Origin of the sequence: Silvimonas terrae (assembly GCF_014202765.1) — a bacterium.
Lineage (GTDB): Bacteria > Pseudomonadota > Gammaproteobacteria > Burkholderiales > Chitinibacteraceae > Silvimonas > Silvimonas terrae.
Window position 1 is genome coordinate 56,977 of sequence record NZ_JACHHN010000007.1, and the last position, 14,578, is coordinate 71,554.

Here is a 14,578-nt window from a genome sequence, read left to right on the forward strand (position 1 = left end):
GGCGGGGTTCAGGTCAGGGCCGCGCCAAACAGGTGTCCCAGACCAAAGGTCAGCACTGCGCAGACCCCCGCCGTCAACAACTGCCGCAAGGCAGAAAATCCGGCGGAGCGCCCGTTAAAGAGCGACGTCACCGCGCCCACCAGCAGCAGCCCCACGGCGCTCAACCCCATACTGCCAATCATGGCGCTGGTGCCGTGCAGCAGCAAAAACGGCAGCACCGGCAATAACGCGCCCACCGAAAACAGCACAAAAGACGTACCGGCGGCAGTCCACGGATTGCCCCCCATCTCACGCGGGTCCAGCCCCAACTCTTCCCGCGCCAGGGCGTCCAGCGCTTTGGACTTATCCTTCATCAAATTACTGGCAATGCGTTCTGCATCGGCTTTGGGCAGCCCTTTGGCGCGATAGATCAGCACCAGTTCATGCTGCTCGGCATCGGGCGTTTGCTCCAGTTCTTCCGCTTCTTTAGCCAATTGTGAATGCGCCAGCTCCCGCGCATTGGTCACGGAGAGCCACTCCCCCAACGCCATCGACATCGCCCCAGCCAGCAGACCTGCCACGCCAGTGAGCAATACGGTATGCGCACTGGCCCCGGCACCGGCCACGCCCATGATCAGACAAAAATTGCTGACCAACCCGTCATTGGCCCCCAGCACCGCCGCACGCAGATCATTGCCGCTGGCCACACTGGTATGCCAGGGCTCGGCGGCGGCAATGCCTGCGCCATCGACCGTATTGCCGGCAACCGCCTGCACAATCGCGGCGTGGCCGCGCTCTTCGCCGGATAACGCGGCGGCGTCAGGCTGGCCGGCATATTTATTGCGATCGGCATATTCAGCGGCGGCGACACTAGAGATCACAAACCCCGGCCCGAACCAGGCGATCAATTGTTGCAGCAAGCGGGTCTTGAAGTCAGGCCGAAAGCGCGGTACGCCTACTCCGTTGGCATCCAGCCGTTGCAACCAGACCCGCGCGTGATTGCGCTCCGCCTCGGCCAGTTGCTGGAAGATTTCCTTGCGTGTGGCCTGTCCCTCTGCCGCAGCAAGCGCGTCATAGAGTGCGGCGCTGTTCATTTCGTCACGCCAGTTGGCCAGAAAACGCTGGATATTGGCGGGGTGTTTCATGCTGGCCTCCGGGAAAAGCGTATGGCCCCAGGGCAGGACCAAGCGCAGCAACAATTGCCACACGCATACTTTGGGATTATCACCTGCAACCCTTTACAATCTGCTGCAATCACAACAAATTTTCTGAGCCGTGACTTCTTTTATTGATGCTTTACACCGTTTGACCGCTGCCAGCGCCCTGGCCTTGCTACTGGCTGCCTGTAGCAGCACGCCAAATGAACCGGTCGCTGCCGGCTACTACCGTGTGCAAAAGGGGGACACCCTCTACCGCATTGCGGTCAACAACGGTCAGAGCGTTAACAATCTGGCGCGCTGGAATAACCTGAAGGACACCACGGCAATTGAAGTGGGCCAGGTACTGCGCGTCAAACCCCCAGGGACAGGGGCAGCAACCAGTAGCACCAGCAAGCCTGCGCCGGCCAAACCCACCGCGACGCCCACCCCTGCCCCGGCTGCCGCGCCCAAAATTGCGTTGATCTGGCCCGCCAAAGGGCCGGAATTGAAAAACGCCAGTACGCGCAACAATGGCATTGATATCGGCGGCGACAAAGGCACGCCCATCCTGGCTGCCGCTGCTGGCAAGGTGGTGTATGCCGGCGAAGGGATTCGTGGCTATGGCAAGTTGCTGGTGATCAAGCACAACCAGGATTACCTGACTGCCTACGCGCACAACGATGCGTTGCTGGTGCAGGAAGGCGATCAAGTTAGCCAGGGGCAGAAGATTGCCACCATGGGCGATAGCGGTGCCGACCGGGTGATGCTGCATTTTGAATTGCGCTACAAGGGCAAGGCGGTTGATCCGACAGATTCATTGCCATGATTGGCCATAAAGGGGGCAACAAAAAAGGGCGGAATATTCCGCCCTTTTTTGTTGCCCGGTTGATGACAGACTTCGGGCCACACCCGCCCTCTTTGCGTATCCCTGCCGCCTCGGGCGTAGCGATGCAAGCAGCCAGCGTGCAGGATGTGCGTGCGCAGTAGCACTGTCAGTGCCCGCCATCCATGATGAATTTCACCAGGAACAATACAGCGACGACCAGCACCGGCAAACGGATCTCGCGCCAGCGCCCTGTGCCCGCTTTCATGACGCAATACGCAATAAACCCGCCAGCAATCCCTTCCGTGATTGAAAAGCAGAACGGCATCATCACGGCGGTGATAAAGGCCGGCACGCTTTCAGTCATATCGTCCCAGTTAATGCGTTTGAGTTCCGCAGTCATCAGCACGCCGACAAAAATCAGCGCACCCGCCGCGGCATAAGCCGGCACCATCGCCGCCAGGGGCGAGAAGAAGATGGCCAGCACAAACAGCAAGCCTGTCACCACGGCGGTAAGGCCGGTACGCCCACCAACCGACACCCCGGCCGAGCTTTCAATGTACGTTGAAATGGCCGATGTACCCATGAATGCGCCCAGCACGGACGCCGAGCTATCGACCAGCAAGGCTTGCTTCATGCGCGGGAAGCGGCCGTGCTCGTCGGCCAGCCCTGCCTTGCCCGCGACCCCGATCAGCGTGCCGGATGAGTCAAACAAGCTCACCAGCATGAAGGAGAAAATCACCGCCCCCATGCCAAGGCTGAAGGCATCTTTGATGGCCAGTTGACCAAATACACCGCTGATATCGGGCGGCAGCGACGCCACACCGTGAAATTTGACGTCACCAAACAGAAAGCCCAGCGTGGTGGTGACCAGAATGGCAATCAGCACCGATGCATGAATACCGCGCGCGGCCAGAATGGCAATGATGAAAAAGCCCAGCGTGCCCAGCACGCACGGCAGGGACGTCAGGTTACCCACAGTCACCATGGTGGCCGGGCTGGCCACGACAATCCCGACGTTGTGCAGGCCCATCAAGGCGATCATCAGGCCGATCCCTGCGCCAATCCCGGCGCGCAAGGCAAACGGGATGCTGGCAATCAGCCAGTAGCGTATGCGCAGAATGGTCAGCAAAAAGAAACCCACCGCACCCCAGAAAATGGCACCCATACCCACTTGCCAGGACAGATGTTGCCCACCCACCACCACAAAGGCGAAGAAAGCGTTCAGCCCCATGGCGGGCGCCAGCGCAATCGGCAAGTTGGCGACAAAGCCCATGGCAATGCTGCCAATCGCAGCGATCAGGCAGGTAACGACAAAGACCGCCTGGGTATCCATACCGGCAGCAGAGAGAATCTGCGGATTGACGAAGATGATGTACACCATCGTCAAAAAGGTGGTGGCACCGGCAATGATCTCGGTACGCACGTCGGTGCCATGTTCGCGCAACCTGAAAAGGCGTTCGAACAGGCCGCCAGTTGCGGCGGGTGTGGTTTGCGGCATGGATGATTCCGGTTTCGTTTCTGTTTTGAAAAGGCGTGCGCAATATACGCGGGGTGGCCGCCCGGGTTAACCCGCTTGCCGCACTATCGACCCCGATTCAAGACAGATGGTTGCCTTCACTGGCGCCCAGTCCGTGCTCAACGGCATACACGGCGGCTTGCACACGACTGGACAACCCCAGTTTCTTGAGGATGTTCTGCACATGAATCTTGACCGTGCTTTCGGCCAGGTCCAGCCGGCGCGCGATCACCTTGTTGGCCTCGCCCAGCGCCAGGTAACCCAGGATTTCCCGCTCACGCGGGGTGAGTTTGTCTTCTTCTCGCGGGGCCGCCGGCGTCGCGCTGGCCACACGAAACTGCTGGACCAGCTTGGCGGTCATGGGCTCGGCCACCACCGCTTCGCCCGCACAGGCACGGTGGATGGCACTCACCAGGAAGTCCGCGTCGATATTCTTCAACAAATAACCGCGCGCACCGGCCCGCAGTGCCGTTGCCAGGTCATCCGCGTCTTCCGATACAGTAAGCATCAACACCGCCAGGGTCGGCGTATCTTGCAGCATCAGGCTAAGCGCTTCCACGCCAGACAGGCCGGGCATGTTCAGGTCCAGCAACACCACATCCGGCTTGAGTGCATGCGCCAGTTTGACGGCTTCTGCGCCATCAGCGGCTTCCCCGACCACTTCAAAGTCAGGCTGACGCCCCAGCAACAGCCGGATACCGCTGCGAAACAAGGTGTGATCGTCCACCAGCAATACGCGAACCGGCTCAGGCATTGGCGCCCTCTCCCTCTAAAACGGTGGTTGTGGCGCGATGCATGGTCAGAACCACGCTCACCCCGTGCTCATTGATAAAGTCCAGCTGCGCGCCCAGCCGTTCGGCCCGCTCACGCATGATGTTCAAGCCCACATGCCGTTCAGCCCGGCGGGCCATTTCTGCTTCGTCAAAGCCACGGCCGTTGTCCTGGATGACCAGGCGCAGCGGCGTGTCGTTATGCAGTGTGACCTCTACCTGGGTGGCTTGTGAATGCTTGCGCACATTGGATAGCGCTTCTTGCAGGATAAACAGCAGTTGCAATTGCTGATCTGCCAACAACGGCCGGCCCTCGCCGGTAATGGTCAGGGCCGCGGCGATGCCGGTTTGCTTGCGGAACTTGTCGATCACCGTGCGCATGGAGCCCGGCAAATCGCCCTCTTGCAAACGGGTTCTGAAATTGAGCAGCAGCTCTCGCACATCTTCATAGCTTTCGGTCACGCCGGCTCGCAACATGGGCACGATGTCTTGCGCTTCTGTGGTGGCGTTACGCTTGAGTGAGTCATCCAGCATTTGCACTTGCAGATTCAAAAAGCTCAGCCCCTGGGCAATGCTGTCGTGCAAGCCTTGCGCCATCAGGTTGCGCTCCTCCGAGACGGCCAGTTCTTTGTCGCGCGCGGCCAGCCGCAAATTATCCAGCGCGATCCCAAGGTGCTGACCCAGCGTGGTCAACAACTGGGTTTCCCGTTCCGAGACCTCGCGTTTATCAGCAAAGTGCAAGGTAATCACGCCCAGATGATTGTCGCCTGCACTGATCGGAAACGCGCTGACCTGCAGGAAGCCTGCTTCGGCACAGACCGATTGCGGTTGCAGCGGGTGCGGGCGCATCTGGACCAGCACCACTTCGCCCTTGCGCGCCGGGGCACAATAGCAGCCTTCATGCCGGCGGCAGATTTCCGCCTCTTGCAAGGAAGCCGGCAAACCGACACTGGTCATCAACCACGCCGATTGATTGAGCGGATCAATGACCCGCACGCTACCGGCATCCGCGCCAAACCAGGCAAGCAAGCGTTCCAGCACGCCCTGACACAGGCTTTGCGAGGTTTGCGGCCGGTTTACAAAGGCCACCACATCGTACAGTAGAGAGAGTTCGCCATTTTGGGCGTTCAGTTCGGCGGTTTTCTCTTCCACCCGCTGCGCCAGCGAACCATAGGATTCTTCCAGGCGGTCTGCCATGTGGTTGAAACTGCGTTGCACTTCGCCAAACTCATCGCGCGACTCCACCGGCAACCGCACGGTAAAGTCTTTGCGTGTCATACGCGCAATGCCGTGCCGCAGCCGCCCCAGCGGGCGGAAGATCAGGAGGAACATCAGGTAAACCTGGGTAAATGCCCCGACAATGGCCAGCCCGACCAGAAACATCTGCGAGGAGCGCAACCACAGGGTGCGGCGTGTGTTCAGTTGCTCAATCGACAGCACCAGCAGGTTGATACGCTCCACAAACTGATCGGTATCCGCCCGGAACACCTGCCAGTCGGTCAGCGCCCCACCCGCCTCTATAGGTACAAACCAGCGGCGGGTCAGGCGATCATAATCTTGTTCAATACCGGAAAATTGCTGGCGCACGCTGGGCGAATCGGGCAGATACAACGGTCTGCGCACATCGCCATTGCGCAATAACGCCAGCGTCTGTCGAAAATCCGCGTCTTCTGCCCGCAGTTTGGTCGCAAGCTGCGGGTCTTTGGTCGCGGCGTAATGTTCCAGCGTCAGCGCCATGCGGTAAGTGCGCATACGCAGGCTGCCAGCCGCGTTAATGGCCGCGCCACCGCCTTCCAGTTGCCAGGACAGATACAGCGTGATGCCAATCGCCATCAGGCCGACGGCCAGTGCCGCCAACAACAGCGCCAGCACGCGCATGGATAACTGGCGGCGCAGCGGCAGTTGATAACGTTCTGCGACAGTTTCTGGTTTCAAGTCCGACACGGTTATTCTCACGATGCGGCCCAGCCCGCGTCAGGCAATTTCTGGCGCCGACTGCAAGATGAAATCCGCAATGGCGGTGACCTCTTCCAGCCCGAAACATGCCAGCTCATGCGGCACGGGCGACAAGTCATCACTGACGAAGGCAATAATGGACGGATCATCGACAAAACGCGGCGGCTTGCCGTTTGCGCTACGCCAGACTTCCAGTTTGGGGAAGGAGTGGCGCCGAAAACCCTCAACCAGCGTCAGTTGCGCCGGCCCCAGCCGGGCCAGTTGGGTGGCGATCTCCGGCTCGGGCTCGTCACGCAGTTCATGAAAAATGGCGTAGCGAAACGGAGAAACCACCATGACCTCCGCCGCACCAGCCGCGCGAAAACGGGCGCTGTCCTTGCCGGACGGTTCTAGCTCGATGTCATGGTGAGAATGTTTGATGGCGTTCACACTGACGCCGCGGGCGGTGAAAGTGGCGATCAGTTTTTCCAGCAAGGTGGTCTTGCCGCTGCCGGAACTACCGACCAGACCAAAGACACGCCGCATCAACCCCCCGTTTGCGACATGAAACGCACAATCTTGCCGGGCTGCTCGCGGAACTCGTGACGCTCTGGCTTGAGTTCAATGGCTTCGCGGATGGCGGCTTCCAGCTCGGCATCCGTCGCACCACCGCGCAGCAGCGGGCGGAATTCAAACTTTTCTTCCTGGCCCAGGCACATATACAGCGTGCCATCCACGGCCAACCGCACGCGGTTACAGGTGGCGCAAAAATGCTGGGAAATCGGGGTGATAAAACCGATCTGGCCGGCGCCGTCCGGCGTTTTCCAGTAACGGGCCGGGCCGCCGCCCAGTTCGGTGACTTCTGGCTCCAGCCCAAAACGCTGTATCAATTGCTCACGCACCGGGCCCAGATCCAGATATTGGGCATTGCGCCCGGTCTGGCCCATGGGCATGGCTTCGATCAAACGCAGGATGAAACCGTGCGCCATGGCGAACTCGGCCATGCGTTCAATCTCATGGTCATTTACCCCCTTCATGGCCACCATGTTGAGCTTGATCGGGGCAAAGCCTTCAGCCCGTGCCGCGTGGATGCCTTGCATGACCGCATCAAATGTATCGCGGCCGGTAATGTGCGCGTTACAGGCGCCATCCAGCGTATCGAGGCTGATATTGAGGCGGTCCACGCCGGCCGCACGCAAAGCATGAGCGTGGCGTGACAGTTGCGTGGCGTTGGTGGAAAGGGACAAGTCAAACAGGCCGGGCAACGCTTTGAGCCGCGCGGCCAGTTCTGGCAGGTTGCGGCGGAGCAAAGGTTCGCCACCAGTGAGGCGCACACGCCCGACACCCAGGCGGGCAAACGCGCCCATCAACCGTTCGATCTCGGCAAAGGTGAGCCAGTGCGCCGGCTCTTCAAAGCCGTGAAAACCTTTGGGCATGCAGTAAGAGCAACGCAGATCGCAGCGATCAGTCACCGATAGCCGCACGTAATCCACTGTCCGGCCAAAGCGGTCGGTCAGGACGGGCGTACTGGTCTGAATCTGGCGCAATGGTGCGTTCATTGGGTCCCCTGCAAACAAGTCTTCATTTTATGACTTTTACATGCTGATTGATATGACGGGATTGCATTGCGGCAATACGCACGCCGTCTGTAGGGTGGATTCGGAGCCTTGGCGACAATCCACCAATGCAACGGTGGATTGTCACTGCGTTCCAAATCCACCCTACCCCGGGGCTTAACTGCGTGGCCGCACCACTTGCCAGGCACGGGTCACATAACTGGCAGCACCAAAACCACTCCAGATATGAACCAGCCGGGTAAACGGGAAGATCACAAACAGCGTCATGCCCATAAACATATGCAGCTTGAAGATCAGCGGCGCCTCTGCAATCAACTCGGCCGCACCGCCGCGGAAGGTCAGGATGCGCTGCGCCCATTCCATAAACAGCGTCATCATGTGACCGTCAAGGTGGTCTTTGGACACCAAAATGGTCGACAGCCCCAGCAACAAGGTGACCAGAATCCACCCCAGGGTCAGTTTGTCGCGCCAGTGCGTCAATGCTTTCAGCCGCTCATCACTAAAGCGACGGTGCAACAACACCAGCAGGCCCACCAGCGCCATGCTGCCGAATACGCCCCCCGCCGCCATGGCGATCATTTGTTTTACGCTGTGCGGCACACCCAACGCGTCCCAGATCCAGATCGGTGTGAGCAAACCACCCAGATGACCCAGAAACACCATCAAGATGCCGATATGAAACAGATAGGAGCCCAGGCGTAACTGTCCACGGCGGATCAGTTGAGTGGATTCACTGCGCCAGGTGTACTGCTCACGCTCAAAGCGCACCAGGCTGCCAAACAGGAATACGGTCAGCCCGATGTAGGGGTAAATACCGAAGAAAAACTGATTCATATTGATGCCCTCCCCTTATGCGGCCGGCCGCGCTTGCTGGCGCGGATAGAACTGAATGCTTTGTGTGGCACCGGGCTTGAGCAGCGGCTCAATCCCGTCTGCGCTGGGGCCGAACATTTCCATGGCCTCGTCCATATCCCGCACTGGCGGCTGGACCAACGGTAGCGGTTTGACTGTGGCCAGGCTGACCAGCACGTTAAACACACAGGCGTAGGGTGAGTTTTTCTCGGCCAGACGCTCGCCAATCACCGCAATCACATGAATGGCTTCGTTCAGGAACGACAGCGCCACCTCTTGTTCAACGCCGCCCAGAAACTCCAGCAACAGGGGCAGGAAGTCCGGCAGTTCGCTGGCCTCCACCTGAAAGCCGTGCTGTTTGTAGGCATCCATCAAATCAACCATGGCCGGGCCACGGTCACGGCTTTCGCCGTGGATGTGTTCAAACAGATGCAGGGAATACTTGCGGCCCCGATCAAAGGTGTCGACATAGACCTCTTGCGCGGCGATCAGTGAATGCGTGCGCAGATGCGCAAACAGCGGCGCCAGTTTCACGCGCAGGCCATCTGGCGCCAGGGTCAACAAGCCATCCAGCTCCGGCAGTGCCTCCAGCAGGTCTTGCTCCGGGTACTGCAACAGGGCGGACATCACCTGGAAATGCAGGGTTTGTGGAATGCGCATATTCATGACTGCACCTCCGATTTGTTTTTGCGGGATTTGGGCATATCCACAAAGATGGTGCTGCCCTGCTTACGCTGACCAAACAAACCTTCGGTCGAGACGCCACCCGAGCAGCCGTTGCCAAAGGTAAAGCCGCAGGCTGCCTTGTCGTTGAAACTGTCTTCCACCTGTTCTTTGTGACTGGAGGGGATGACGAAGCGGTCTTCGTAATTGGCAATGGCCATCACTTTGTACATTTCATCGACCTGGGCTTTGGTCAGTCCAACCTGTTTGAGCACATCCAGGTTTTCAGTCTGATGCACCGACTTGTCACGCATATAGGCACGCATGGCCAGCATGCGTTCCAGCGCATCCAGCACCGGTTTTTCATCTCCCGCAGTCAACAGATTGGCGAGGTATTTGAGCGGAATGCGCAGCTCACTCACATCCGGCAGGATGCCGTTCTTGCCCAGCAAACCGGACTCCGCCGCCGACTGGATGGGTGAAAGCGGCGGCACATACCAGACCATCGGCAAGGTGCGGTATTCCGGGTGCAACGGGAACGCAATCTTCCACTCCATCGCCATCTTGTAGACCGGCGATTTGATGGCAGCATCCAGCCATGATTGCGGAATACCTTGCTTGAGCGCTTCGGCCTGAACTTCAGCCGAATGCGGATCAAGGAACAGCTTCAGTTGTTCCGCGTAGAGGTCTTGTACGTTTTCGACCGAGGCAGCGCTTTCAATCTGGTCGGCGTCGTACAGCATCACGCCCAGATAGCGGATACGGCCCACGCAAGATTCGGAACACACGGTCGGCTGGCCGCCTTCAATACGCGGGAAGCAGAAGGTGCATTTCTCGGCCTTGCCGGACTGCCAGTTGTAGTAAATCTTCTTGTACGGACAGCCGGACACACACATCCGCCAGCCACGGCACTTGTCCTGATCAACCAGCACAATGCCGTCGTCTTCCCGCTTGTACACGGAACCGGACGGGCAAGACGCCACACAGGCCGGATTCAGGCAGTGTTCACACAGGCGTGGCAAATACATCATGAACGTGTTCTCGAACGTGCTGTACATCTCCTTTTGCACGTTCTCAAACAGCATGTCCTTGCTGCGCTGACTAAACTCGCCGCCCAGATCGTCTTCCCAGTTCGGGCCCCAATGGATTTTCTCCATCTTTTTGCCGGTGATGACCGAGACGGGCCGGGCCGTGGGCGGGGTTTGCGATTCTTTGGCGTTCTGCAGGTGCTCGTAATCGTAGGTAAACGGCTCGTAGTAGTCGTCAATTTCCGGCAGATTGGGGTTGGCAAACATCTGCGCCAGAATGCGCAACTTGCCGCCCTGGCGAGGTTCGATCTTGCCGCTGGGCAAACGCTTCCAGCCACCATTCCACTTCTTCTGGTTTTCCCATTCTTTCGGGTAACCAATGCCGGGTTTGGTTTCAACGTTGTTGAACCAGGCGTATTCCACACCGTCACGACTGGTCCAGACGTTTTTACAAGTCACCGAACAGGTATGACAGCCAATGCACTTGTCCAGATTGAGCACCATGGCTACTTGGGCACGGATTCTCATTTGTTTTCTCCCTTCAGTTCGCCCTCAAGCCAATCGACCTTTTGCATTTTCCGGACAATGACAAACTCGTCGCGGTTGGCGCCGACTGTGCCGTAGTAGTTAAAGCCGTAGGCTTGCTGGGCGTAGCCGCCGATCATGTGCGTAGGTTTGGTCACGGTACGGGTCACGCTGTTGTGAATACCGCCGCGCTTGCCACTGGTTTCGGCGCCCGGCACGTTCACGATCTTTTCCTGCGCGTGGTACATCAACGTCATGCCGTCGGGCACGCGCTGGCTGACCACGGCGCGGGCGGTCAACGTGCCGTTGCTGTTGAAGACTTCAATCCAGTCGTTGTCGACAATGCCGGCCTTTTTCGCATCCCCTTCCGACAGCCACACGTGCGGGCCGCCACGGCTGAGCGTCAGCATGCGCAGGTTGTCGGAGTACGTGGAGTGAATGCCCCACTTCTGGTGCGGGGTGATGAAGTTGAGCACGATCTCCGGCTCGCCATTGGGCACTTTGCCCAGCATGGGAGCGACGGTTTTCAGATCAACTGGCGGCTTGTACACACAGAAGCCTTCACCGAAATCGAGCATCCAGCGGTGATCCTGGTAGAACTGCTGGCGGCCGGTCAGCGTGCGCCATGGGATCAGCTCATGCACGTTGGTGTAGCCGGCGTTGTAGCTGACTTCTTCACTTTCAATGCCAGACCAGGTGGGCGAGCTGATGATCTTGCGCGGCTGGGCTTGTACATCGCGGAAGCGGATTTTTTCATGCTCGCGCCCGGCGGCCAGATGCGTGTGATCACGGCCGGTGACTTCAGACAACGCTTGCCAGGATTTCACCGCCACATGGCCGTTGGTTTCTGGTGCCAGGGTCAGGATCATCTCGGCCGCGTCGATAGCGGTTTCCAGCTTGGGCTGGCCATTGGCCGCCACGCCGTTCAGTGCGGCCAGTTCGTCGATCTCGTGGCCGGTTTTCCAGAAAATACCCTTGCCGCCGTTGTTCACGTTTTTCAGCAGCGGGCCAATGGTGGTGAACTTCTCATAGATGCGGGTGTAGTCGCGCTCCACCACGGCCATGTTCGGCGCGGTTTTGCCCGGGATCAGATCACACTCGCCGTATTTCCAGTCTTTGGGCTCAAACGGCTGCCCCAGTTCGGCCGGGCTGTCATGCATCAGCGGGGTCAGCACCAGGTCTTTTTGCACACCCAGATATGGACCGGCGATCTCGGTGAATTTTTTGGCAATGGCCTTGTAGATTTCCCAGTCCGTCTTCGATTGCCACAGCGGTTGCACCGCTTCACTCAGCGGGTGAATGAACGGGTGCATGTCAGACGTATTCAAGTCGTCCTTCTCGTACCACGTGGCGGTCGGCAACACGATGTCGCCGTACAGGCAGGTGGTCGACATGCGGAAATCCAGCACGGTCAACAGGTCCAGCTTGCCTTCCGCCGCCGGGCGGACCTTCACATCAGTCGGTTTGATGCCGGTGCTTTCGTCATCAAACACGGCGTTCTGGGTGCCCAGCAAATACTTGAGGAAGTACTCGTGCCCCTTGCCGGAAGAACCCAGCAAGTTGGAGCGCCATACAAACAGATTGCGCGGGAAATTCTTGGGGTTGTCCGGATCTTCGCAGCTCATATTGAGCGTGCCGGCCTTCAAGCCTTCCACCGCAAACTGCACCGGATCGACACCAGCAGCGTTTGCCTGACGCGTGATGTCCAGCGGGTTGGTTTCCAGCTGCGGGGCCGACGGCAGCCAGCCCATGCGCTCGGCTTTGGCGTTGAAATCGATCAACGCCATATGCTCGTACTGGCCGGCTTTGGCCTTGGGCCCGAGGATTTCAGTGACGCCGAGTTTTTCATGGCGCCATTGGCTGGTGTGGGCATAGAAAAAGCTGGTGCCGTTCATCTGGCGCACCGGGCGATTCCAGTCCAGACCAAAGGCCAGCGGCGTCCAGCCCGGTTGCGGGCGCAGTTTTTCCTGACCCACATAGTGGGCCCAGCCGCCGCCACTTTGGCCCACGCAGCCACACATCATCAGCAAGTTGATGATGCCGCGATAGGTCATGTCATTGTTAAACCAGTGGTTCAACGCTGCGCCCACCACCACCATGCTCTTGCCATGAGTATCATGCGCGTTCTGGCCGAACTCGCGGCCAACGGTGATCACGTCGGCAGCCTTTACACCGGTGTGGCGCTCTTGCCATTTCGGGGTGTAGGCAATGTCATCGTCGTAAGAGGTCGCGACATTGCCGCCGCCATGACCGTTATCCACGCCGTAGTTGGCCAGCATCAGGTCATACACGGTGGCGACCAGCGCGGTGCTGCCGTCTTTCAGCGTGACGCGGCGAGCCGGGACATTGCGGAACAGCAGGTCATCCTTGTCACCGCCAAAGTAGTCAAACCCCACACTGACGATGTCATCGGACTGGCCTTTCAGGCTCAGCAGCGGATCAATCTGGCTGCCATCGGCCAGGTTTTTCAGTTCCAGGTTCCACTTGCCTTTCTTTGCGCCTTCTTCATGCCAGCGCGAACCAATCGTGCCATTGGGTACGGCCAGCGCGCCTGTATTGGCGTCGACCAGCACGGTTTTCCAGTCCGGGTTTTTCTCTTCATTTAGATCACCCGGCAACATGGATGCACGCAGGAAATAATCCGGCGTAAAGCCTTCGCCTTGTTCGCGCAGAGTGACCAGCATGGGGAAGTCGGTGTACTGCTTGCCGTAATCACGGAAGTAGTCAGATTTGCCGTTCTTGTGGAACTCGTTGAGCACCACGTGGCCCATGGCCAGCGCCAGCGCGGCATCCGTGCCTTGCTTGGGGGCCAGCCAGATATCGCCAAACTTGGCCATTTCGCCAAAGTCGCTGGAGACGGCGACGGTCTTGGTGCCCTTGTAACGGACTTCAGTGTAGAAGTGCGCGTCCGGCGTGCGGGTCATGGGGATGTTGGAGCCCCAGACCATCAGGTAGGTGGAGTTGTACCAGTCGGCCGATTCCGGCACATCGGTCTGTTCGCCCCAGACTTGCGGACTGGCCGGCGGCAGGTCGCAATACCAGTCGTAGAAACTCAATGGCACGCCGCCAATCAGACCCAGGTAACGCGCACCAGCGGCATAGCTGACCATGCTCATGGCCGGAATCGGGCTGAACCCCACCACGCGATCCGGGCCGTATTCCTTGATGGTGTAGGCGTTGGCGGCGGCGATCATTTCCGTCACTTCGTCCCAGTTACTGCGCACAAAACCACCCAGGCCGCGCACTTGCTTGTAGCTATCCGACTTGGCTTTGTCAGAGACAATGGAATGCCAGGCCTCGATGGGAGCCATGGTCTGACGGGCTTCGCGCCACAGGCTGGCCAGGCGGCCGCGCAGCATCGGGTATTTCACGCGCTGGGCCGAATACACATACCAGGAGTAAGACGCACCGCGTGGACAGCCGCGCGGTTCGTGATTGGGCAGGTCAGGACGGGTACGCGGGTAGTCGGTCTGTTGCAGTTCCCACGTAATGAGGCCGTTCTTGACGAACACGCGCCAGGAACAGGAACCGGTGCAGTTCACACCGTGCGTGGAGCGCACAATCTTGTCATGCGTCCAGCGGTTGCGGTAACCGTCTTCCCACTTGCGGTCTTCATTGACCACTGCACCGTGGCCATTGGAGAAGGTATCGCGGGTACGGGAGAAGAATTTCAAGCGGTCGATCAGGTGACTCATGCGAACCCCGTTTTTATCTATCTGGTGACGGGCGCGGATCGCGCCTATTGCAACCAATGCTATGCCTCGGGGG

The 14,578-nt window shown here is 59.0% G+C and carries 11 protein-coding genes; 1 reads left to right on the forward strand and 10 read right to left on the reverse strand.

The annotated features are described in order from the left end of the window. Positions 1-8: 8 nt before the first annotated feature. Positions 9-1,124, reverse strand: a complete 1,116-nt coding sequence (locus HNQ50_RS16060) for a VIT1/CCC1 transporter family protein (RefSeq protein WP_184102222.1) — start codon at positions 1,122-1,124, stop codon at positions 9-11. A 130-nt stretch (positions 1,125-1,254) separates the two neighbouring features. Here HNQ50_RS16060 and HNQ50_RS16065 point away from each other — a divergent pair, with 130 nt between their 5' ends. After that, complete coding sequence (locus tag HNQ50_RS16065; RefSeq protein WP_308419173.1) at positions 1,255-1,944, forward strand: peptidoglycan DD-metalloendopeptidase family protein; 690 nt, start codon at positions 1,255-1,257, stop codon at positions 1,942-1,944. Positions 1,945-2,110: 166 nt separating this feature from the next. Here the strand turns inward: HNQ50_RS16065 and HNQ50_RS16070 are convergent, their stop codons facing one another. The 9 genes from HNQ50_RS16070 to HNQ50_RS16110 all read right to left on the reverse strand — a co-directional run bounded on the left by HNQ50_RS16070 (position 2,111) and on the right by HNQ50_RS16110 (position 14,505). Next, on the reverse strand, positions 2,111-3,442 hold the full coding sequence (locus HNQ50_RS16070; RefSeq protein WP_184102223.1) for an NCS2 family permease: 1,332 nt from the start codon (positions 3,440-3,442) through the stop codon (positions 2,111-2,113). A gap of 97 nt (positions 3,443-3,539) precedes the next feature. Beyond that, complete coding sequence (locus HNQ50_RS16075; protein ID WP_184102224.1) at positions 3,540-4,214, reverse strand: response regulator; 675 nt, start codon at positions 4,212-4,214, stop codon at positions 3,540-3,542. Then, on the reverse strand, positions 4,207-6,174 hold the full coding sequence (locus HNQ50_RS16080) for a type IV pili methyl-accepting chemotaxis transducer N-terminal domain-containing protein (RefSeq protein ID WP_184102225.1): 1,968 nt from the start codon (positions 6,172-6,174) through the stop codon (positions 4,207-4,209). Before HNQ50_RS16080 ends, HNQ50_RS16075 begins: the two co-directional genes overlap by 8 nt. A 30-nt stretch (positions 6,175-6,204) precedes the next feature. Beyond that, positions 6,205-6,711 (reverse strand): molybdopterin-guanine dinucleotide biosynthesis protein B, encoded by a 507-nt coding sequence (gene mobB, locus HNQ50_RS16085; RefSeq protein WP_184102226.1) that lies wholly within the window; start codon positions 6,709-6,711, stop codon positions 6,205-6,207. Beyond that, positions 6,711-7,724 carry a GTP 3',8-cyclase MoaA gene (gene moaA, locus HNQ50_RS16090; RefSeq protein WP_184102227.1) on the reverse strand — a complete coding sequence of 338 codons (1,014 nt, stop codon included), beginning with the start codon at positions 7,722-7,724 and terminating at the stop codon, positions 6,711-6,713. Before moaA ends, mobB begins: the two co-directional genes overlap by 1 nt. Positions 7,725-7,898: 174 nt before the next feature. Further along, positions 7,899-8,576, reverse strand: coding sequence for a respiratory nitrate reductase subunit gamma (gene narI, locus HNQ50_RS16095; protein WP_221303221.1), 678 nt, complete (start codon positions 8,574-8,576; stop codon positions 7,899-7,901). 15 nt (positions 8,577-8,591) lie between these two features. Next, entirely contained in the window at positions 8,592-9,260 is a 669-nt protein-coding gene (gene narJ, locus HNQ50_RS16100; protein ID WP_308419174.1) for a nitrate reductase molybdenum cofactor assembly chaperone, read from the reverse strand. Further along, on the reverse strand, positions 9,257-10,813 hold the full coding sequence (narH, locus tag HNQ50_RS16105) for a nitrate reductase subunit beta (protein ID WP_184102228.1): 1,557 nt from the start codon (positions 10,811-10,813) through the stop codon (positions 9,257-9,259). The genes narJ and narH overlap by 4 nt, the downstream gene beginning before the upstream one ends. Then, complete coding sequence (locus tag HNQ50_RS16110) at positions 10,810-14,505, reverse strand: nitrate reductase subunit alpha (RefSeq protein ID WP_184102229.1); 3,696 nt, start codon at positions 14,503-14,505, stop codon at positions 10,810-10,812. The genes narH and HNQ50_RS16110 overlap by 4 nt, the downstream gene beginning before the upstream one ends. Between the last annotated feature and the right edge of the window lie 73 nt (positions 14,506-14,578).

Excerpts from the sequence above, each read along its gene's own strand:
- narI (WP_221303221.1), bottom strand. The coding sequence starts at position 8,576 with ATGAATCAGTTTTTCTTCGGTATTTACCCCTACATCGGGCTGACCGTA.
- HNQ50_RS16070 (WP_184102223.1), bottom strand. The coding sequence starts at position 3,442 with ATGCCGCAAACCACACCCGCCGCAACTGGCGGCCTGTTCGAACGCCTT.
- moaA (WP_184102227.1), bottom strand. The coding sequence starts at position 7,724 with ATGAACGCACCATTGCGCCAGATTCAGACCAGTACGCCCGTCCTGACC.
- narH (WP_184102228.1), bottom strand. The coding sequence starts at position 10,813 with ATGAGAATCCGTGCCCAAGTAGCCATGGTGCTCAATCTGGACAAGTGC.
- HNQ50_RS16060 (WP_184102222.1), bottom strand. The coding sequence starts at position 1,124 with ATGAAACACCCCGCCAATATCCAGCGTTTTCTGGCCAACTGGCGTGAC.
- narJ (WP_308419174.1), bottom strand. The coding sequence starts at position 9,260 with ATGAATATGCGCATTCCACAAACCCTGCATTTCCAGGTGATGTCCGCC.
- HNQ50_RS16110 (WP_184102229.1), bottom strand. The coding sequence starts at position 14,505 with ATGAGTCACCTGATCGACCGCTTGAAATTCTTCTCCCGTACCCGCGAT.
- HNQ50_RS16075 (WP_184102224.1), bottom strand. The coding sequence starts at position 4,214 with ATGCCTGAGCCGGTTCGCGTATTGCTGGTGGACGATCACACCTTGTTT.
- mobB (WP_184102226.1), bottom strand. The coding sequence starts at position 6,711 with ATGCGGCGTGTCTTTGGTCTGGTCGGTAGTTCCGGCAGCGGCAAGACC.